Annotated in this window: 20 protein-coding genes and 1 pseudogene; 7 read left to right on the top strand and 14 right to left on the bottom strand. The window is 70.9% G+C overall.

What is annotated here, in order from left to right; genetic code table 11:
• Positions 1-143: 143 nt before the first annotated feature.
• From C8E87_RS04440 to C8E87_RS04430, 3 genes are read left to right on the top strand one after another with little or no spacing between them, the layout of a single operon-like run.
• On the top strand, positions 144-1,139 hold the full coding sequence (locus C8E87_RS04440; RefSeq protein WP_203720694.1) for an acetaldehyde dehydrogenase (acetylating): 996 nt from the start codon (positions 144-146) through the stop codon (positions 1,137-1,139).
• The gene (gene dmpG, locus C8E87_RS04435; RefSeq protein WP_133871901.1) at positions 1,136-2,149 is read left to right on the top strand and encodes a 4-hydroxy-2-oxovalerate aldolase; all 1,014 of its coding nucleotides are present in this window, start codon (positions 1,136-1,138) and stop codon (positions 2,147-2,149) included. Before C8E87_RS04440 ends, dmpG begins: the two co-directional genes overlap by 4 nt.
• 58 nt (positions 2,150-2,207) lie before the next feature.
• Positions 2,208-3,605: a S28 family serine protease gene (locus tag C8E87_RS04430; protein ID WP_133871900.1), complete on the top strand. Its 1,398-nt coding sequence runs from the start codon at positions 2,208-2,210 to the stop codon at positions 3,603-3,605.
• On the opposite strand, the gene C8E87_RS04425 is transcribed toward C8E87_RS04430, so the two are convergent.
• The 5 genes from C8E87_RS04425 to C8E87_RS04405 are packed head-to-tail and all read right to left on the bottom strand — an operon-like array spanning position 3,554 to position 6,938.
• On the bottom strand, positions 3,554-3,913 hold the full coding sequence (locus C8E87_RS04425; protein WP_133871899.1) for a YciI family protein: 360 nt from the start codon (positions 3,911-3,913) through the stop codon (positions 3,554-3,556). The two genes, C8E87_RS04430 and C8E87_RS04425, sit on opposite strands and share 52 nt — an antisense overlap.
• Positions 3,914-3,932: 19 nt before the next feature.
• A complete protein-coding gene (locus C8E87_RS04420; RefSeq protein ID WP_133871898.1) occupies positions 3,933-4,853 on the bottom strand; it encodes a DODA-type extradiol aromatic ring-opening family dioxygenase in 921 nt (306 codons plus the stop codon).
• Positions 4,850-5,713 (bottom strand): alpha/beta fold hydrolase, encoded by an 864-nt coding sequence (locus C8E87_RS04415; protein ID WP_239080279.1) that lies wholly within the window; start codon positions 5,711-5,713, stop codon positions 4,850-4,852. The genes C8E87_RS04420 and C8E87_RS04415 overlap by 4 nt, the downstream gene beginning before the upstream one ends.
• Positions 5,710-6,195 (bottom strand): cupin domain-containing protein, encoded by a 486-nt coding sequence (locus tag C8E87_RS04410; protein ID WP_133871897.1) that lies wholly within the window; start codon positions 6,193-6,195, stop codon positions 5,710-5,712. Before C8E87_RS04410 ends, C8E87_RS04415 begins: the two co-directional genes overlap by 4 nt.
• Positions 6,195-6,938: an SDR family oxidoreductase gene (locus C8E87_RS04405; RefSeq protein WP_133871896.1), complete on the bottom strand. Its 744-nt coding sequence runs from the start codon at positions 6,936-6,938 to the stop codon at positions 6,195-6,197. The genes C8E87_RS04410 and C8E87_RS04405 overlap by 1 nt, the downstream gene beginning before the upstream one ends.
• Before the next feature lie 38 nt (positions 6,939-6,976).
• On the opposite strand from C8E87_RS04405, the gene C8E87_RS04400 reads away from it, so the two are divergent.
• From C8E87_RS04400 to C8E87_RS04390, 3 genes are all read left to right on the top strand, one after another.
• A complete protein-coding gene (locus C8E87_RS04400) occupies positions 6,977-7,744 on the top strand; it encodes an IclR family transcriptional regulator domain-containing protein (RefSeq protein ID WP_133871895.1) in 768 nt (255 codons plus the stop codon).
• An 80-nt stretch (positions 7,745-7,824) separates the two neighbouring features.
• Positions 7,825-8,292, top strand: a complete 468-nt coding sequence (locus C8E87_RS04395) for a cupin domain-containing protein (RefSeq protein ID WP_203720695.1) — start codon at positions 7,825-7,827, stop codon at positions 8,290-8,292.
• 2 nt (positions 8,293-8,294) lie between these two features.
• A complete protein-coding gene (locus C8E87_RS04390) occupies positions 8,295-9,770 on the top strand; it encodes a flavin-containing monooxygenase (protein WP_133871894.1) in 1,476 nt (491 codons plus the stop codon).
• Between the two features lie 64 nt (positions 9,771-9,834).
• On the opposite strand, the gene C8E87_RS04385 is transcribed toward C8E87_RS04390, so the two are convergent.
• The 3 genes from C8E87_RS04385 to C8E87_RS04375 all read right to left on the bottom strand — a co-directional run bounded on the left by C8E87_RS04385 (position 9,835) and on the right by C8E87_RS04375 (position 11,834).
• Entirely contained in the window at positions 9,835-10,224 is a 390-nt protein-coding gene (locus C8E87_RS04385) for a type II toxin-antitoxin system VapC family toxin (RefSeq protein WP_239080281.1), read from the bottom strand.
• An 11-nt stretch (positions 10,225-10,235) separates the two neighbouring features.
• Complete coding sequence (locus C8E87_RS04380) at positions 10,236-11,135, bottom strand: hypothetical protein (protein WP_133871892.1); 900 nt, start codon at positions 11,133-11,135, stop codon at positions 10,236-10,238.
• A gap of 183 nt (positions 11,136-11,318) precedes the next feature.
• Complete coding sequence (locus C8E87_RS04375) at positions 11,319-11,834, bottom strand: DUF418 domain-containing protein (RefSeq protein ID WP_208116358.1); 516 nt, start codon at positions 11,832-11,834, stop codon at positions 11,319-11,321.
• Here C8E87_RS04375 and C8E87_RS46775 point away from each other — a divergent pair.
• Positions 11,740-12,000, top strand: a pseudogene (locus tag C8E87_RS46775) (TetR/AcrR family transcriptional regulator C-terminal domain-containing protein); the annotation flags it as partial. The gene C8E87_RS04375 and the pseudogene C8E87_RS46775 sit on opposite strands and share 95 nt — an antisense overlap.
• A 27-nt stretch (positions 12,001-12,027) precedes the next feature.
• On the opposite strand, the gene C8E87_RS04365 reads toward C8E87_RS46775, so the two are convergent.
• The 6 genes from C8E87_RS04365 to C8E87_RS04340 form a co-directional block, all read right to left on the bottom strand.
• Positions 12,028-13,107 (bottom strand): LLM class flavin-dependent oxidoreductase, encoded by a 1,080-nt coding sequence (locus C8E87_RS04365; RefSeq protein WP_133871891.1) that lies wholly within the window; start codon positions 13,105-13,107, stop codon positions 12,028-12,030.
• A complete protein-coding gene (locus tag C8E87_RS04360) occupies positions 13,104-14,426 on the bottom strand; it encodes an LLM class flavin-dependent oxidoreductase (protein ID WP_133871890.1) in 1,323 nt (440 codons plus the stop codon). The genes C8E87_RS04365 and C8E87_RS04360 overlap by 4 nt, the downstream gene beginning before the upstream one ends.
• Positions 14,423-15,142 carry an ABC transporter ATP-binding protein gene (locus tag C8E87_RS04355; RefSeq protein WP_133871889.1) on the bottom strand — a complete coding sequence of 240 codons (720 nt, stop codon included), beginning with the start codon at positions 15,140-15,142 and terminating at the stop codon, positions 14,423-14,425. The genes C8E87_RS04360 and C8E87_RS04355 overlap by 4 nt, the downstream gene beginning before the upstream one ends.
• On the bottom strand, positions 15,118-15,954 hold the full coding sequence (locus tag C8E87_RS04350) for an ABC transporter permease (RefSeq protein WP_133871888.1): 837 nt from the start codon (positions 15,952-15,954) through the stop codon (positions 15,118-15,120). The genes C8E87_RS04355 and C8E87_RS04350 overlap by 25 nt, the downstream gene beginning before the upstream one ends.
• Complete coding sequence (locus C8E87_RS04345; protein WP_133871887.1) at positions 15,951-17,006, bottom strand: ABC transporter substrate-binding protein; 1,056 nt, start codon at positions 17,004-17,006, stop codon at positions 15,951-15,953. Before C8E87_RS04345 ends, C8E87_RS04350 begins: the two co-directional genes overlap by 4 nt.
• A gap of 94 nt (positions 17,007-17,100) precedes the next feature.
• A complete protein-coding gene (locus C8E87_RS04340; RefSeq protein ID WP_133871886.1) occupies positions 17,101-18,225 on the bottom strand; it encodes an ROK family protein in 1,125 nt (374 codons plus the stop codon).
• Positions 18,226-18,247: the final 22 nt, after the last annotated feature.

Here is an 18,247-nt window from a genome sequence, read left to right as displayed (position 1 = left end):
ACGACGACTGTGCGCGCCGGAATGCGGCCGGCGGACCCGACGAAGACGCGGCTTGAGGGCCTGTCGGCCGCTCGGAACGGGCTGATGACAACGACGACGCGGCCCGCGATCCGGGCGGCCGTGACCAGCGTCCGGGAGGCCTGATGGCGACCAAGGTGGCAGTGATCGGGTCGGGCAACATCGGCACCGACCTGATGATCAAGATCCTGCGGCTCTCGGAGAAGCTGGAGATAGCCGCGATGGTCGGCATCGACCCGGCCTCCGACGGGCTCGCCCGCGCGGGCCGGCTCGGGGTGGCGACGACTGCCGAGGGAGTCGACGGCCTGATCGCGATGGAGGGCTTCGACGACATCGAGATCATCTTTGATGCCACGTCGGCCGGGGCGCACATGGCGAACGCTGCCAAGCTCGAGCCGTACGGGAAGATCCTGGTTGATCTGACCCCGGCGGCGATCGGACCGTTCGTGGTGCCCGCGGTCAACCTGGACGAGCGCCTGGCGGCCGGCGACATTCGCAACATCAACATGGTGACCTGCGGCGGCCAGGCGACGATTCCGATCGTGGCCGCCGTGGCGAAGGTCGCCCCGGTGCCGTACGCGGAAATCGTCGCCTCGATCGCGTCGAAGTCGGCCGGGCCGGGCACGCGGGCCAACATCGACGAGTTCACCGAGACCACCGCGCACGCGATCGAGGAGGTCGGCGGGGCCACCCGCGGCAAGGCGATCATCGTGCTCAACCCGGCCGACCCGCCGCTGATCATGCGGGACACCGTGCTGTGCCTGGTGAACGCGCCCTCCGCCGACACCCGCGAGCAGATCAAGGCTTCGGTCGAGGCGATGGTCAAGGTCGTGTCCGGGTACGTGCCGGGGTATCGGCTCAAGCAGCAGGTGCAGCTCACCGCGATCCCCGAGGGGCAGCCGGTGCACACGCTGGCCGGTGACGCGCCGGTGACCCACCAGGTGTCGGTGTTCCTCGAGGTCGAGGGGGCCGCGCACTACCTGCCCGCGTACGCGGGGAATCTCGACATCATGACCTCGGCCGCCATCGCCGCGGCGGAAAGGCTCAGCGTGATCGACTGCACCGGAGTGAGTGAAGCGGTCGTGGGGCCAGGAGAGCACGCCCAGGAGGCTCAAGCGTGACGACGAAGCTGTTCATTCAGGACGTGACCCTGCGGGACGGCATGCACGCCGTGCGGCACCGCATGGAGCTCGACTCGGTCGCCAAGATCGTCGGCGCGCTGGACGCGGCCGGTGTCGACGGCATCGAGGTCTCGCACGGCGACGGCCTGGCCGGCGGCAGCCTCAACTACGGTCCCGGCTCCCACACCGACTGGCAGTGGCTGGAGGTGGCCGCCGCCAACATCAGCAACGCGCGCCTGACCACGCTGCTGCTGCCCGGCATCGGCACGATCGCCGAGCTCAAGCAGGCGTACGCGCTGGGTGTGCGTTCGGTGCGGATCGCCACCCACTGCACCGAGGCCGACGTCTCCGCGCAGCACATCGCCACGGCCCGTGAGCTGGGCATGGACGTGTCCGGGTTCCTGATGATGAGCCACATGGCCCCGCCCGGCGTGCTGGCCGGGCAGGCGAAGCTGATGGAGTCGTACGGCGCGCACTGCGTCTACGTCACCGACTCGGGCGGCCGCCTCATGATGGACGGCGTCCGCGACCGCGTCCGCGCCTACCGCGAGGTGCTCGACCCGGCGACCGAGATCGGCATCCACGCCCACGAGAACCTGTCGCTGTCGGTGGCCAACTCGATGATCGCCGTCGAGGAGGGGGTCTATCGGGTCGACGCCTCCCTGGCCGGTCAGGGCGCCGGGGCCGGCAACTGCCCGATCGAGCCGTTCGTGGCCGTCGCCAACCTCAAGGGCTGGCAGCACAACTGCGACCTGTTCGCCCTGCAGGACGCGGCCGAGGACCTGGTGCGCCCGCTGCAGGACAGGCCCGTGCGGGTGGACCGCGAGACGCTGACCCTCGGGTACGCCGGTGTCTACAGCTCGTTCCTGCGGCACGCCGAGGTCGCGGCCGAACGCTACAACGTCGACGTCCGCACGATCCTGGTCGAGGTCGGCAAGCGCGGCCTGGTCGGCGGTCAGGAGGACCTGATCGTCGACATCGCCCTGGACCTGACCGCGGGCCGGGCGTGAGGCCGGCGGCGGAGAAGGCGTCTTCCCGCCGGTAATGAATGTCGATTAATATGCGTCAATGCGTCGACTGCTGGTGGTCCTCGGCTCCGTCCTGGCTCTGCTCCTGCCCGCTGTGCCGGCCGTCGCGGCCGACGACCTGCTCGACCGGCTCCGAGCGATACCCGGGCTGACGGTGGTCTCGGAGACCCAGCCCACCGGCTACCGGTTCTTCGTGCTGACGTACCGCCAGCCCGCCGACCACAAGCATCCCGGCCGGGGTTCGTACGAGCAGCGGCTCACCCTGCTGCACCGCTCGCTCGACGCCCCGGTCGTGCTGTCCACCAGCGGTTACGGGCTGGCCGCGAACCCGCAGCCGGGGCGCACCGAGCCGACCCGGCTGCTCGACGCCAACCAGGTGTCGGTCGAGCACCGGTTCTTCACCCCGTCGCGGCCCGCGCCCGCCGACTGGGACGACCTGACCATCTGGCAGGAAGCGACCGACGAGCACCGGATCGTCTCGGCGCTCAAGACGATCTATTCGGCCAAGTGGATCCAGACCGGTGGCAGCAAGGGCGGCATGACGTCGGTCTACCACCGGCGGTTCTATCCCGGCGACGTCGACGGCGTGGTGGCGTACGTGGCGCCCAACGACGCGATCAACGACCTCGACGGCGCGTACGACCGGTTCTTCGCCACGGTCGGTGACCAGGCCTGCCGCAGCGCGCTCGACGGCGTACAGCGGGAAGCTCTGAAACGGCGCGCGCGGCTGGTGCCCCGGCTCGAAGCGTCCGGCTACACCTTCACCCGCACGTTGGGGACGGCCGACCGGGCGTTCGAGATGACCGTGCTGGACACCGCGTGGGCGTTCTGGCAGTACAGGCTGGCCGCGGACTGCGCGACAGTGCCCCCGGCGACGGCCACCGACGACGAGCTGTTCACCTGGATCGACGACGTGACCGGCTTCTCGTTCTACACCGATCAGGGCCTCGAACCGTACTGGCCGTACTTCTACCAGGCGGCGAACCAGCTCGGCTGGCCGTCGCTGAAGTTCGCGCACCTGCGTGACCTGCGGCGTTACCCCGGGCTCTACACGGCCAACTCGTCGCTGCCGGCCGAGCTGCGTTCCCGGCACAACCCGTTCCCGATGATCGACGTCGACCTGTGGGTGCGGACGGCCTCGAAGCGGATGATGTTCGTCTACGGCGAGAACGACCCGTGGGGCGCCGAGCGCTTCACGCCGAGCCGGCACGACTCGGCCCTGTACGTGGCGCCGGGCGCGAACCACGGCGCCTCCATCGCGCGCCTGACCCCGGAGAACGCCGCCGAGGCGACCGCCACCCTGCGGCGCTGGGCCGGGGTCCCGGCCGTCTCAACCCTTCGCGCCGTGCCCGAACTGCCCTTCGAGAGCATGATCGAGCCGCCGCGTCAGTCGCCGGCTTCGGCCTCGGCCATCGAGCGGGGCGCCGGCACGTCGTGAAAGGTGACGTTGCCGGCCGGGACCATCCACGTCATGACCTGCACGGCGAGTCGGCCCGCGCGGACGGCAGGGTCGGCGCTGCACAGCTCGCGCGCGGTCTCGGGGTCGACCGTCATGACCGAGATGCCGCGCAGCCGCTCGTCGTCCTGGCCGACGAGCGGGCCGCCGCCGATCAGGTAGCCCCGGTCGCGCAGGTCGGCGCGGAATGCCAGGTGGGCGTCCTGCAGGGCGTCGGCCTCCTCGGGGCTCAGTTGGGGAGCGTCCGGCGGCCGCACCAGCAGCACGAGCGTGTGCTGATCGAACCTCATGCCGGGCACCCTACGACAGTCACACCGGGAACGTAGTCCCGATGCCCATGCCGGTGATCCATTCGGGGACCGGCTCGTAGCTGTCCCACACCAGGGGACGGCCGGCGGCCGCGTGGCCGGCCAGCCACGTACGGATCTCGTGGCCCCCGCTGCCGGCCTCGTGCTCCAGCTTGTCGTGCCCGAGCTCGACGACGGGCGAGACGTCGAGCGAGTACAGCTGCCGGAGGAACCAGCGATCCCACTCGGCGTTCACCCGCGCTTCCGGGTTGCCGGCCATGGCCCGTACGCGCGGCTCCCGGGCAGCCGCGAAAGCGCGCGTGTCCTTGCGTCCGTGGATCAGCGACTCGCGCTTCTCGCCGGTCACCGACGGGTCGCGCGGGTCGTTGGAGGGCAGCCAGTGCGACAGCCCGCCGCTCGCCACGATCAGCACCCGCTGCTCCGATGCGGACCGGCGGATCGTGTCGCCCAGCGCCCGGCCCAGCGCGACACAACGGGCCGGCGAGGGCAGCGGGGGAGCGGCCGTGTTGAGCACCAGCGGCACGTGCGGCACGGACAGGCCGGTGGTCATCTCGTAGCTCTGGACGACGCCGTGGTCGACGGTCAACGCGTACGACAGCGACACGTCGAACCCGGCGTCGTCCAGCCCGTCCCGGATCGTCCAGGCCAGTTCCCCGGCCACCGGCAGCTCCCCCTGAGCGCTGCCGAAGTCGCCGAACCCCGTGGCCCGCTCGACTCCGAGCACGAACGGCGGCATCTGGTCGTAGAAGTTGGCGTGGAAATGATCCGGCCCGATCACCACCACGGCGTCCGGCCGCAGGGCGGCGACGGCAGCCTTCACCCGCGCGGCGTCGGCCAGGAAGCGCTCGCCCATCTCCTGGAACGGCGACAGCGTCGCGAACGGGGAATGGGACATGCCGACGAACCCGACGATCTCACTCATACGCCTGCGCTCCCGAGGAACTCGCGGTGGACGGCCAGGTATTCGGCGACCTTCTCCCATTGCGGCCAGTGCCCCGCGTCCGCGATCACGTGCAGCCGCGCGTCGGGCAGCCACGACAGCAGCAGGCCGGCCTCGTCGAGCCCGCCGGTCGGGTCGTGCTCGGTCCACAACAACAACGTCGGCGCGGTCACCTTGCCGACCCAGCCCGGCTCCCACGCGTACGCCTTGCGCACCTGCGGATCCTGCAGCACCAGCGTGTTCGTCATCGCCTGCACGAACCCGGGCCGGCGGTAAACCGCGCGGCGCAGACCGACCAGCTCAGCGGTGACCATTTCCTTGTGGTGGAACAGGAACTCGACCCGCCGCCGCACGGTCGCCTCACTCGGATCCCGGACGGCGGCCATCGTGCTGTCCCGCAGCCGAGCCATCACCTCGGGCTTGCCGGCGATGTTGCCCGGAGTGTTCAACACCAGCCGGTCGACGCGTTCCGGGTGGAACGCGGCCGTCCACGCCACCACCCAGCCGCCCAGCGATTCCCCGCTCAGGTGCGCGCGCTCGATGCCGAGGGCGTCCATCAGCCCGATCAGGTGGCCGGAGAGCACATCGATCGTGTACGGGGTGTCGGGCGTATCCGACCAGCCGTGCCCCACCATGTCGTACGCGGTCACACGGAAGTCCTCGGCCAGTCCGGCCAGATCCCGCGCGTACGCCTCCAGATGCCCACCGGTGCCGTGCAGCAGGATCAGGTCGGGTCCCGCCCCGGCCTGCAAAACCCTTGTCCGTACGCCGTTCACGTCCACGAACCGCAGCGTGTGCTCCAGCGTGGCCATCTCGCCCCAGATGCTGATGTGCGTGCTCACTCGCCACCCCCGAACCGTGCCCGCGCCTCGTCCACCGAGACGAGTCCCGCGCTCTGCCGCCGAGCCACCCCGAACAACGCCAGCAGCCGCGAGTTCTCCATCGTGAGGAACTCGACCGGCGCCTCCGCGGAGTCGTTGTAGTGCCGATGCCAGGTCCACGGCGGCGTGTACACGAACGCCCCCTCCTCCCACTCCGCGACCTCGTCCTCCAGTTCGGTGTGCCCGTGCCCGCTGATCACGTAGTGCACGGTCTCGTGGTAGTGCCGCTGCATGTCGGAGCTGAGCCCCGCCGGGATGGTCTGCCGGAAGATCTCGAACGTGCTCGTCGGCAGGGCGCCCGCGATCCGCAGCGTGGTCGGGTTGTGCACCTGCGCCGCGGGCAGCGTCTCGAGTTCCTTGTCGTGCACGACGATCGGCCGCGCCGGGCCGGGTTTCACCACGTCCGAGATCGCGCCCAGGAACGCTGCCATGTCGAAGGTCATCAGGGTGTCTCCGTTCTGCCGCCGTCGACCGTGAGCACGGTCCCGTTGACGTAGCTTGCGGCCGCCGAGGCCAGGAACGCGACGGCCGCGCCGACCTCCTCGGGCTGCCCGGCGCGTCCGGCGGGCACGGTCGCCACGTCGGCGGCGTCCAGGTCGGCGTAGTTCCCGGCCCGCGCGCTCAGAACTTGGCGGCGCCGCTCGGTCGCGGTCGGTCCCGGCGCCACGCAGTTGACCGTCACGCCGCGGCCGGCGTACTCCCGGGACAGCAGTTTGGCCGCGCTCGTCACGGCGGCCCGCAGCACCACGCTGGTCGCCAGGTCCGGCTGCGGTTGCCGTACGGCCGTGGACGTCACGAACACGACGCGCCCGAACCCGCGGCCCGCCATCGCCGGCAACGCCGTCCGGGCCAGCCGCAACGGTCCGCGCAGCAGCAGGTCGAACGCGCTCTGCCAGCCGTGGTCGTCGACCGTCAGGATCCGTCCGGGTGGCGGCCCGCCGGTGTTGAGCAGCAGCACGTCGGCCGCGGCGGTCACGCGCGGGACATCGACGGCGAGATCCGCGACCACGGTGGAAACCCCTGCGCCCGTACGCTCCGCGAGTGTTGCCGCGGCTTTGTCGAGCCGTTCCTGGCTGCGGCCCGCGAGCACGAGGTCGTGACCGTCGCGGGCCAGGCACTCGGCGGCGGCGAACCCGATTCCGGAGCCGCCTCCGCCGACGAGAGCTGTTCTCCGGGAGTTGAGCACGGGGTTAGCCTGACCGCCATGACACGTAAGGCCCTACGCTGAGTCCCGCTGAGCGGGACACCGGCTCGCTGGGTGGCCTCGACCGGGCCGCCGCGATCCTCGGCGCCTTCGACGAGCAGCACCGCGAGCTCAGCCTCGCCGCCCTGGTCGCCCGCTGCGGCCTGCCCCGCTCGACCACGCACCGCACGGCCGACAAGATGCTCAAGCTGGGCTGGCTCGACAAGCCGGCCGGCCGGTACCGGGTCGGCAACCGCATCTTCGAGTTGTCCGGCCTGGCCCCCGTACGCCATCAGCTGCGCGAGTCGGCCCTGCCGTACCTGCAGGACCTGCACCACGCCACGCGGATGACCGTGCAGCTCGGGGTGCTCAGCGGCACCCAGGTGCTGCTGGTCGAGAAGATCACCGGACATCGTCCGATGCCGATGCTCTCGCAGGTCGGGGCGCTGCTGCCGGCGTACTGCTCGGCTCTCGGCCTGGCCATCCTGGCGTACAGCGACGAGGCGGCGGTGCAGGCCGTGGTCGACGCCGGGATGCCGCGCCGCACACCGCGCACGATGACCACGGCGACCGCGCTGCGCCGCGAGCTGGCCGCCATTCCCGACCGTGGGCTGGCGATCGAGCGGGAGGAGGGCAACATCGGCATCAGCTGCGTGGCCGCCCCGATCTTCGGGCCGCTGGGCGTCGTCGTGGCCGCCGTCTCGGTCACCGGGCCCGCCGCGCTCGTCCGGGCCGACCGTGCCGGACCGGCCGTACGGCTCGCCGCGGCGGCCACCTCCCGGGCGTACAGCAGCTTTCCGTCCCGCTGAGCGGGACTGCGACTAACAGCGCCGTCCCGCCCGGCCGCAGGCTGTGAGCCAGCTAACAGCCGCTCAGTGGAGGAGGAGCCGTGAGCCTTGGTGGCGGTTACATGCTCAGCTCGCGCAAGGGGACGCAGATCCCGGCGATCGGCCTGAACATCACGATGAAGGCGAACGGGCCGGCCACCCGCGACGCCTATTCGCTGTTCGAGTACGCGATCCCGCCGGAGACCAACGGGCCGCCCGCGCACATCCACACCCGCGAGGACGAGTCGTTCATCTGCCTGGCCGGGCGCCTCGACGTGTCGCTGGGCGGCGAGGAGTTCACGCTCGAATTCGGGGACTACCTCTACCTTCCGCGCAACGTCGTGCACACGTTCCGGAACCCGTACGGCGAAGAAGCCCGCGTGATCTCGGTGGTGTCGCCGGCCGGGCTCGAGGCCTATTACCAGGCGCTGGGGGAGCTGCCGCCCGGGCCGAAGGACATGGCCACGCTGAAGCCGATCATGGAGGAGTTCGGCATCGAGCTGCAGCTGCCGCCGGGCGGGGGGCACTGACCATGCGCGTCGGGATCATCGGAGCCGGGGTGGCCGGGCTGGCCACGGCCAAGACGCTGCTGCAGGCCGGGCACGAAGTGGTGGTCTTCGACCCGGCGCCGGACGTGGGCGGGGTGTGGAGCCGCACGCGCCGCTATCCGGGTCTCACCACGCAGAGCGCCAGATCCACGTACGGGTTCTCCGACTACCCGATGCCGCGCGACTTCCCCGAGTGGCCCAGCGGCGAGCAGGTCCAGTCCTGGCTCGAGTCCTACGCGCACGAGTTCAAGATCGAGCCACACCTGCGCCTGGGCGTACGGGTCCTCTCCGCAACCCGCACGGCCGGAGGCTGGACGCTCGCCTGCTCCGACGGTTCGTCCTGCGACGTCGCCCGCGTCGTCGTCGCCAACGGGGTCTTCTGCGAACCCAACCTGCCGGTCTTCGAAGGCCAGGACGAGTTCACCGCCGCCGGCGGCAAGATCCTTCCCGGTACGGAGGTCCACGACGCCACCATCGCGCAGGGTGAACACGTTCTGGTCGTCGGCTACGGCAAGTCGGCGTGCGACGTGACCGTGCCGCTCAGCGAGGTGGCCGCCAGCACCGACGTCATCGCCCGGCAACTGCTCTGGAAGGTGCCCCGCAAGATCGGCGGCGTTCTCAACTTCAAGATGCTGCTGCTGACCCGGATGGGCGAGGCGCTGTTCAAATACCACCGCCTGCGCGGCGTCGAACGTTTCCTGCACGGCCCCGCCAACCCGATCCGGCGCGCCATGCTCAACTCCGTCGGGTCGGTCTCCGTCCGCCAGTTCAAACTCGAACAGCTCGGGCTGGTGCCCCGCGGCTCGATGGAGGGGATCGTCAAGGGCGCCATCGGCCTGGCCACCGAGGGCTTCTTCGAAGGCGTCGAGGCCGGCACGATCCGCGTGCGCCGCGACACCACGATCGCCCGCCTCCGAGCCGGGGAAGCAGAGCTTTCCGACGGCACGGTCCTGCCCGCCGGCCTGATCGTCTGCGCCACCGGCTTCCAGCAGGGCGTCCCGTTCCTCGACGCCGACGTGCAGCGGAAGCTGTTCGACGAGCGCGGCAACTTCCAGCTGTACCGCCAGATCCTGCCGCCCGGCGTCGACGGCCTCTACTTCAACGGCTACAACTCGTCGTTCTTCAGCCCCCTGAACGCCGAGATGGCCGCCGTCTGGATCACCGCCCACCTGGCCGGCCTGGTCCCGCTGCCACCCCTGGACGACATGCAGGCCCAGGTACGCGAACAGCTCGCCTTCATGGACGAAGCCACCGACCGGCACCACAGCCGGGGCGCCAAAATCATCCCGTTCTCCCTCAAGAACGCCGACGAGGTCCTCAACGACCTGGGCCTCAACATCCCCCGCCGGGTCCGCGCCGCCCACTGGCTCAACCCGGTCGACCCGTCCGCCTACCGCGGCGTGACCCCGGCCCTGATCGCCCGGCTACGCGCCCGCGAACGCTCCCTCGAAAACGCCTGACCCGTGCCGGCCCGCCCGTGGCAGCGGGCCGGCACCCCCGACCACCCGCAGGCAGCGCCAGGGGTCAGGACAGAAGCACGAGGCCGGGGAAATTCTCGAAATGCCGACGGTTGAGCGTCAGCAGGGGAGCGTTGTGATAAATGGCGGTCGCGCAGATCCACAGGTCGTTGGTCTGGCTGTTCTGGCCGAGGGGATGGCCGGTCTGCTGCGCCTGACTCTTCAGCCGGCCCCACAGCCGAGCCAGATCATCGTCGTAGGGCGCCACCACATACCGCCGGATCGCTTCTTCAAGCTGGTCTGTCCGACGCTGCCCCCAGCCCCTTTTGGCTGCGCCGAAATGAACCTCCGCGATGGTCGTGAAACTGATGACAGGGACGGTTCCGATGAGGTGCGCAGCGAATGAGCTGGAAGTCGCTGGGTTCTGCCACAGATGGGAAAAGGCATCCGTGTCCACGATCGTGTATCTCATTCGTCACCGAGCCGTGCGGACCGGACGATGGTCGTGAATTCGTCGAAGTCGTCGATGGGGGCGCCTCCGAGTTCGTCGAGCGAGCTCAGGGGCTGAATCTGCTGTTGGCGCGCGAGGCGGTCGAGTGAACTGGGCCGGGCACTCTCCAGGATCTCCAGCCGCGTCAGATGGAGCACGTGGACCGAGGCGCCGTTCGGCTCCAGTTCACCCTTTCCTTCGGCCATGACCATCTGGTCCATGGCGTCCAGAACGGCATCGCGCAGGTCGAGCGCGAAATCGCAGAGCACGCTGCCGGCGTAGGTGTCGATGCGGCAACGCAGGCCGGCCGGTGAGAAGTCTCCCATGTGCAGCCGGCCCACGACGGTAACCGCTTGCTGGACCGTTTCGGACGGGATCGACCGTACCGCCGCCTGCAGCGCCTCATCGATGGTGAAACGCTTTCTGCCCGCGCGCCAGAACTCGATGCGCGTCACGGTGGAACTGCCGATTCCGCCGGTCAGGTCACGGATCCCGTTGATCACCTGGGGGGTGAAGAGGGGAGGCGGGGTCAACGGGTCGCGCAGAAGCTGGTTGACTCCGTCTTCCAGGGCGTCCAGCGAATTGTTCAGTAAGTCGTCGAGGCTCAGCTGTCCGGTCCGGGCGATGCTCAGAACCGCCGAACCGCTCTGGAACCCTACGAAATCCAACCGGACCGCGTCCACGATGTCCCTGGGGCGCCGGCCTGGTTTCGTGGGCCCGCCGCTGATGACGAGGGCGATTCGCTCCAGCGAGGCTTGGAGACCCCCCGCCAGCCGGGCAAGCTCCGACAAGGGGAGGCGCCCGCCCTCGGTCGCGGGTCCGACCGCACGGATGACCAGGTCATCCTGGCTGCTGGGAACGTACTCCGCCCGACTCATCGAGCTCACCTCCGAACCTCTCCCGGCGTCGCGACCTGCGACCTCAAGCTAGTGGTGACATCATGCCCCACCGGTATGACGCAAAGCGCATACAACTGCCGGACGTTCGCCTCGAACTGTGGTATCCCGACGAGGAAAGCGGAACTGATGCTCGGTCCGGGGCTCCGTGGTCGCCGTGGTTCGTCAGCGTGGGGGCGGGCCGTAGGTGAGGCGGCGCAGGGCGGTTTCGGCTGGGCCTCGGAGTCCGCGGCGGCGAAGCTGGTCGGCCAGCAGGACGGTGGTCAGCCACACAACTACGGCGATGAGCACGGCCCAGGCCGGGGAGGTCAGGTGCAGGTTCAGGGTGTATGACGAGAACAGCAGCGCCCACATCAGGGACTGGGTCAGACAGAACGTCATCGAGCGCTGGCCGAGGGCGGCCAGGGCGGTGGTGATCGGGCCGCGGCGGGTGTCGAGGCGGCGGGCGATCAGGGCGACCAGCGCGGCGTAGCCGAGACCGCCCGCGTAGCCGGTGAGCTGGTGCAGGGCCGTGCGGGCGGGGGGCCACGGGCCGTCCAGGCGGCGGTGTATCTGGGCCAGGCCGTAGCCGAACAGGGCCGCGAACATGGGGCAGCCGCGGTTGATGGACAACGCCGAGTGGATGATGCGGGTGATCACCGCCCAGGGTCTCTCCCCGGACAAGGCGATGGCGATCCTCACGTTCGTGTCCGCCCACACCTCCGGCATGGCTCTGCAGGGCACCCGGGCGGTGGTCGAGCAGTACGAGTACGGCCTGGACGTGGAGCACTGGTGGCGTGCCCGCGAGCAGGAGTTCCGGCGGATCGCCGCGGAGGGCCGGTACCCGGTCACGTTCAGCATCACCGGCCCTCCCGGCGTCCGGATCATCTTCGAGCTAGGTATGCGGCACCTGCTCGACGGCCTCACGCCCCTGATCGAGCCCGGTCAGCCGCGGGATCAGCGCGTCGCCCACCCGGGCCGTTTCCCGCCTGTACGGGGTGTCGGACAGCACGAAATGGGTGACGCCCAGCTCGCGGTAGCGGCGCAGCGCGTGAGCCACCTCGTCGGCCGTCCCGACCAGCCACGTCGTGCCCGCGCCGCCGCCCCCGTGGCGGCCGGGAGCCGTGTAGAGGCAGGTGTCGAGCACGTCGCCGCGGGTGGCCAGGTCGAGCAGGCGCTGCTGGCCGACGGCGGGGCCGTGCCGGTCGAGCAGCCGGTCGTCGCGGCGGCCGCCCATCGTGGCGACCCGGGCTTCGGCGTCGCGCCACGCCTCGGCGCTGGTGTCGCGGATGAGCGTGGTGACGCGTAGCCCGAACTCGAGCGGCGGCAGCTCACGTGCGGCGGACAGGCGGCGCAGCCGGTCGATGCGTCCGGCGATGCCTTCGAGGGGTTCGCCCCAGAACAGCTGCACGTCCGCCTCGGCGGCGGCCACCTCCTCGGCCGCCGGGGAGGCGCCACCGAAGTACAGGCGGGGGCCACCACCCACCGGCCGGGGAACCACCGTGGATCCGCTGACCCGGTAGTGCTCCCCGGTGAAGGTCACGTCCTGTTCGGTCCACAACCGTCGTACGAGGTGCATGAACTCGCGGGTGCGGGCGTACCGCCGGGCCGAGCCGGTTTCGGCGTCCCCGTACGCGGTGAGGTTGTCCCGCCCGCTGACGATGTTGACCAGGAGCCGCCCGCCGCTGAGGTGGTCGAGGGTCGCCGCCGCGCTCGCGAAGTGGGCCGGCTGCCAGTAGCCGGGCCGGATCGCGGCGAGCGGGCGGAACGTGCTCGTCCGTGCGGCGATCGCGGTGGCCACGGTGAGCGTGTCGGGCCGCCCCCACCCGGTGCCGATCAGCGCCCCGGCCCAGCCGTGTTCCTCCGCCGCACGGGCCAGGTCGACGCTGTGCTCCAGCGTGCCGTACCCGGCGACCGCGTCGTCACCCCGGTGCCCCGGCTCGACGGTGTTGGGGATGTACCAGAGGAACGTCATCGCAGCACCAATCGGTTGGCCGGCCGGGGGAGCCCGTAGTGCTCGCGCAGCGTCGCGCCGGTGTACTCCGTACGGAAAAGCCCCCGCTCCTGCAGGATGGGCACGACCTCGCCGGCGAACTTCTCGATGCCCGAGGGCAGCACGGCCGGCATGATGTTGAACCCGTCGGCCGCGCCGTTCTCGAAATAGTGCTGGATGGTGCCGGCCACCTGTGCGGGCGTGCCGGTGAAGGTGCGGTGCCCCCGGCCGCCGCCGAGTTTGCCGATGAGCTGGCGCACGGTCAGGTTCTCGCGGCGCGCCCAGTCGACGATCAGCGTACGGCGGCTCTTGGCCCCCTCGATCTCGTCCTCGCCGGGCAGGTCGTCGGGCAGCGGCTCGTCCAGGCGCAGCCGGCCGGGGTCGACGCGCAGCGTCTGCGCGAGCGTCCCGATGGCGTACCGCGGCGCGATCAGCCGGTCGAGTTCGGCGTCGAGTTCGCGCGCCTCGGCCTCGGTGTCCCCGATGACCGGAACGATGCCGGGCAGGACGACGACGTGATCGGGGTCGCGCCCGTGCCCGGCCACCCGGCGTTTGAGGTCGGCGTAGAAGGCCTGGCTCTCGGCCAGCGTGGGCTGCGCGGTGAACACGGCCTCGGCCCACTTGGCGGCGAAGTCCTTGCCGTCCTCCGACGACCCGGCCTGCACGAGCAGCGGGTGGCCCTGCGGCGACCGGGGCAGGTTGAGCGCCCCCTCGACCTGGAAGAACTGCCCCGCGTGCTCGATTGCCCGGACACGTTCCCGCAGCGCGTGCACCCCGGCCTGCTTGTCGGCCACGATCGCGTCGTCGGCCCAGCTGTCCCACAGTTTCGTCGACACGTCGAGGAACTCGTCGGCGCGCTCGTAGCGGTCGCGGTGCAGCGGCTGACCGGCCAGGCCGAAGTTGCGCGCGGCGGCGTCCCCTGCCGTGGTGACGATGTTCCAGCCGGCCCGCCCGCCGGACAGGTGGTCGAGCGAGGCGAAGCGGCGGGCCAGGTTGTAGGGCTCGTTGTACGAGGTGGACGCGGTCGCGATGAGCCCGATCCGGCTGGTGTTGACGGCCAGCGCGGCCAGCAGCAGCGTCGGTTCCAGCTTGCCGGCCGGGCGGCGTCCCGGGTCGCTCCACAGCACCGGGCTGTCGGCCAGGAACACCGAGTCGAACTTGGCGTCCTCGGCCACCCGCGCGAGGTGCTGATGGGCGGCGAGCGAGAGATTCGCGTACGGGTCGGAGCCGGGCAGCCGCCACGACGCCTCGTGATGCCCGGTGTCGTGCAGGAACAGGTTGAAGTGCAGTTGGCGGCTCATCGGCCCTCTCCTTCGACGCCCAGCTCGGCCAGCAGAAAGCGGCGCAGCTCGTCGCGCGGCCGGTCCTTCTCCACCCGTACGTCGGTGCGCACCACCCCGCCGTCGAGCACGATCACCCGGTCGGCGAGCACGACGGCCTCGTCGACGTCGTGCGTGATCAGCAGCACGGCGGGCCGGTGGGCCTCGCACAGCTTGCGCAGCAACGCGTGCATGCGGATGCGGGTGAGCGCGTCCAGGGCGCCGAACGGCTCGTCGGCCAGGAGCAACTGCGGTTCCCGTACGAGGGAACGCGCGAGCGAGGCACGCTGCTGCTCGCCGCCGGACAGCTCGAACGGCCACGCCCGTTCCCGGCCGGCCAGCCCGACCTCGGCGAGCGCCTGACGTCCCCGCGCGCCGGCGTCGGCGGTGCGCAACCCGAAGACGACGTTGTCGAGCACCCGCTTCCACGGCAGCAGCCGCGAGTCCTGGAAGACGACCGACACCGAGCCGGGGACGGTGATGTGCCCGCGGCCGGCGACGTCGCGGTCCAGCCCGGCGAGGGCCCGCAGCAGCGTGCTCTTGCCGGTGCCGGAGCGCCCGATCAGCGCCACGAACTCGCCCGGCGCGATGTCCAGGTCGAGGCCGTTGAGCACGCCGCCGTTCTCGGTGAAGCTGCGGTGCAGGTCGCGGACGCGGACGGCGGGGCCGGTGATCAGCCCTCCAGGGTTTGCCGCCATGCCAGCACCTTCCTTCCGGTCAGGCGGACGGCGGTGTCGGCGCAGTAGCCGAAGATGCCGTAGATGACCAGGCCGACCACGATGACGTCGGTCTGCCCGTACTGCTCGGCCAGCGTGATCATGTGGCCGATGCCGGCGGTCGCGTTGTACTGCTCGACCACGACCAGCCCCAGCAGCGACGAGGTGACCGCGAACCGCATGCCGAGCAGGAACCCGGGCAGCGCGCCGGGCAGCACCACGTGCCGCACGAACTCGCCGCGGCGCAGATCGAGGGTCTCGGCCAGTTCGGCGTAGCGGCCGTCGATGCCGCGCAGCCCGTTGTGGGTGTGCACGTAGATGGGGACCAGGCTGATCAGCGCGATGGTCACGATCTTCATCTCCTGGCCGATGCCGAACCAGGCGATGAACAGCGGGATCAGGGCGAGCGTGGGGATCGAGCGCTTGATCTGGATCGGCCCGTCGATCAGCGACTCGCCGACCCGCGACAGCCCGGACAGCACTGCCAGCACCGCGCCGGTGAGGACACCGATGGCCAGGCCGGAGGCGGCCCGGGTGAGCGAGGACAGGATGTCGCCGAGCAGGTCGTGGTCGGTCCACTGGGTGCCGAACGCGATCACCACGTCCCACGGGGAGGTGAGGATGGCCGGTTTGATCAGCCCGGTCGCCGAGCCCGCCGCCCAGATCGCCAGGACCACCGCCGGGCCGGCCCAGAACGCGCCCCGGAACCGCCGCCCCGGTCCGAGCCGGCGCCGCACGACGCGCACGTCACCCTCGTACGGGGTGGTGGTTGGCGCCTTGTCGATGACGGTCACGCGGCATCACCGCTGACGACCCGGTCACCGGCGGCCTCGGCCTCGACCTTTTCGAAGCGCCGGTCGACCAGCGTTGTCACGTCGAGCTTGTCGTGGTTCTGCTCGGCCGCCAGCAGGTCGGCGGTGGCCTGCAGCCGGGCGATGGCGTTGTCCCAGGTGGCCGGGATCGCCTTCGCGCCGTCGGCGGCGATGACGTCCTTGGCGTCGGCCGCGCTGAGCCCCTGCACCTTCTGCAGGTAGGCCGCGGCGTAGCCGTCCGGGTTCTCGTTCTGCCACAGCAGCGCCTTGGCCCGCAGCCCGACGTAGACCTTGAGCGCGGCGGCCTTCTCGGCGTCCTCGACGGCCGAGGTCAGGCAGTACAGCGTGGACGCGTCGTCGCGGATGCCGGTCAGGATCGCCGTGGCCCCCGGGTACTTGCCCTTGTAGACCTTCACGTTCGCCGCCCCGATCGGCGCCACGTCGACGGCCTTGCTGCCCAGGGCGGTCACGTACGAGTCCCCGGTGCTGGTCAGCTCGACCAGCGTGACGTCCTTCCGGGTCAGGCCGGCTTTCCGCAGCACCCGCAGCACGAGCGCGCCCTGGGCCTGCCCGGCGCTGTAGGCGATCTTCTTGCCCCGCAGGTCGGCCAGGGACGTGACGTTCACGCCGGGCGCGATGCCGAGCTGATAGATCGGGTGGTTGAGCGGATCCTTGGTCACCGACTGGAACACGATCTTGGTGGAGGTGCCGGTCCACGCGGCGAACAGCGACGGGATGTCGGCGACGGCGCTGCAGTCGAGCTTGTCGGCGCGGAACGCCTGGATGCTCTGGGGGCCGCCGCTGATGTTGGCCCACTCGACGGCGACGCCGGCGTCGGTCAGCTCCTTGTCCAGGCCCGAGGCGCCCAGAACGGCCTGGATCGCCGGGTCGCCGATGCGGATCTCGGTGCCGCTGGGCACCTTCTCCGGCAGCGCGGCGGTCAGTTCCAGCTTGGTTCCGCCGTCGTTGCCCGCGCAGGCGGTCAGGACGCCGGCCAGCAGGACGGCCGCGGACAGGGGTAAGAGTCTCCTCACGAGGGGCTCCGTTCACTTGCAGAGGGGGTTCGGGAGCGCGCTGCAATTCATACTAAACAGCTAGGAGAACAAGGCAACCAAATGCCCGGCTGAATTAAGTACGCGCAGGTGAGAGCGGTTCCGCGTACACCTGATCGAGCGCCACCGCGCCGCCCGCGACGGCCAGAACGGTGAGGGGGAAGCTGGTCGCGCGCACCACCTGCTCGACGTCGGCGCCCGCCGTGGACCAGGCCGCCACCTCGGCCCGCAGGGTCGCCCGGCAGGCCGGGATCCGGTTCGCGCCCGCCTCGGCCACCACCAGCACCTCGGGGTCGAACAGGTCGAGCAGCAGCGCCGCGGCCCGCCCGACCAGCCGGGCCCGCTCGTGGAACAACGACAGGGCGTACGCGTCGCCGTCCTCGGCCCGGGCGAGCAGCTCCGGCAGCCCGGAAACCTGGGCCCGGCGCACGAGGGTCTGTTCCGACACCGCCGCCTGCAAGCAGCCCGTACGCCCGCAGGAGCAGCGCTCGGAGCATCCCTCGACGCTCAGGTGCGCCACCGCGCCGGAGGCCGAGCGCGGCCCCTGATGCACCACGCCTCCGGTCGCGAACGCCACGTCGACCACATTGCCGACGAACATGTGCACGGCGCTCCTGCGGGCGCGGGCGGCGACCTCGCCGAACAACTGCTCGGCGCGCAGCAGCGCCCGCGAGTTGCTGTCCACCCGTACGGGGAAACGGGTTGCCTTCGACAGCACAGCGGCGACCGGGACGTCGCGCCAGCCCAGCGCGGGATGCTCGACCACCGTGCCGGCGACCGCGTCCACCCAGCCGCCGGTGGCCACCCCCACACCCAGGATGCGGCGGCGGCGCCTGAGCTTCCCGATCCGCTCGGCCAGGCCGGCCAGCACCCTCGCCGGGTCGCGCTCACCGTGCGGCTCGCGGTGCTGCTCGATCACGCGTCCGCGCAGGTCGAGCAGGGCCACCGTGGCGTGCGGCACCGCGATGTGCACCCCGATCACGGCGACCGCCCCCGGATCGATGTCCAGCGGCACGGTCGGGCGGCCGATGCCCGGCGGACCGGCCGCCTCGGGCGCCTCCCGCACCAGGCCCCGGCCGATCAGGGAGGTCGTGACGCCGCTGACCGAGGCGGCCGACAACCGGGTCGCCCGCGCCACCGAGCTGCGGGCCACCGGGCCGTGGTCGAGAACGGCACGCAGCACCGCTCCCGCCGTGTCCATCCGGGCAGGCTAACCCGCTGCG

Origin of the sequence: Paractinoplanes brasiliensis (genome assembly GCF_004362215.1) — a bacterium.
Taxonomy (GTDB): domain Bacteria; phylum Actinomycetota; class Actinomycetes; order Mycobacteriales; family Micromonosporaceae; genus Actinoplanes; species Actinoplanes brasiliensis.
Note: the sequence above shows the minus strand (reverse complement) of the source record. Positions and strands in the feature narration are given on the sequence as shown.

Bases quoted from the DNA above. Each gene is read 5' to 3' on its own strand.
- C8E87_RS04440 (WP_203720694.1), top strand. From the start codon at position 144: ATGGCGACCAAGGTGGCAGTGATCGGGTCGGGCAACATCGGCACCGAC.
- C8E87_RS04430 (WP_133871900.1), top strand. From the start codon at position 2,208: ATGCGTCGACTGCTGGTGGTCCTCGGCTCCGTCCTGGCTCTGCTCCTG.
- C8E87_RS04425 (WP_133871899.1), bottom strand. From the start codon at position 3,913: ATGAGGTTCGATCAGCACACGCTCGTGCTGCTGGTGCGGCCGCCGGAC.
- C8E87_RS04420 (WP_133871898.1), bottom strand. From the start codon at position 4,853: ATGAGTGAGATCGTCGGGTTCGTCGGCATGTCCCATTCCCCGTTCGCG.
- C8E87_RS04410 (WP_133871897.1), bottom strand. From the start codon at position 6,195: ATGACCTTCGACATGGCAGCGTTCCTGGGCGCGATCTCGGACGTGGTG.
- C8E87_RS04390 (WP_133871894.1), top strand. From the start codon at position 8,295: ATGCGCGTCGGGATCATCGGAGCCGGGGTGGCCGGGCTGGCCACGGCC.
- C8E87_RS04380 (WP_133871892.1), bottom strand. From the start codon at position 11,135: ATGAGTCGGGCGGAGTACGTTCCCAGCAGCCAGGATGACCTGGTCATC.
- C8E87_RS04365 (WP_133871891.1), bottom strand. From the start codon at position 13,107: ATGACGTTCCTCTGGTACATCCCCAACACCGTCGAGCCGGGGCACCGG.
- C8E87_RS04360 (WP_133871890.1), bottom strand. From the start codon at position 14,426: ATGAGCCGCCAACTGCACTTCAACCTGTTCCTGCACGACACCGGGCAT.
- C8E87_RS04355 (WP_133871889.1), bottom strand. From the start codon at position 15,142: ATGGCGGCAAACCCTGGAGGGCTGATCACCGGCCCCGCCGTCCGCGTC.
- C8E87_RS04340 (WP_133871886.1), bottom strand. From the start codon at position 18,225: ATGGACACGGCGGGAGCGGTGCTGCGTGCCGTTCTCGACCACGGCCCG.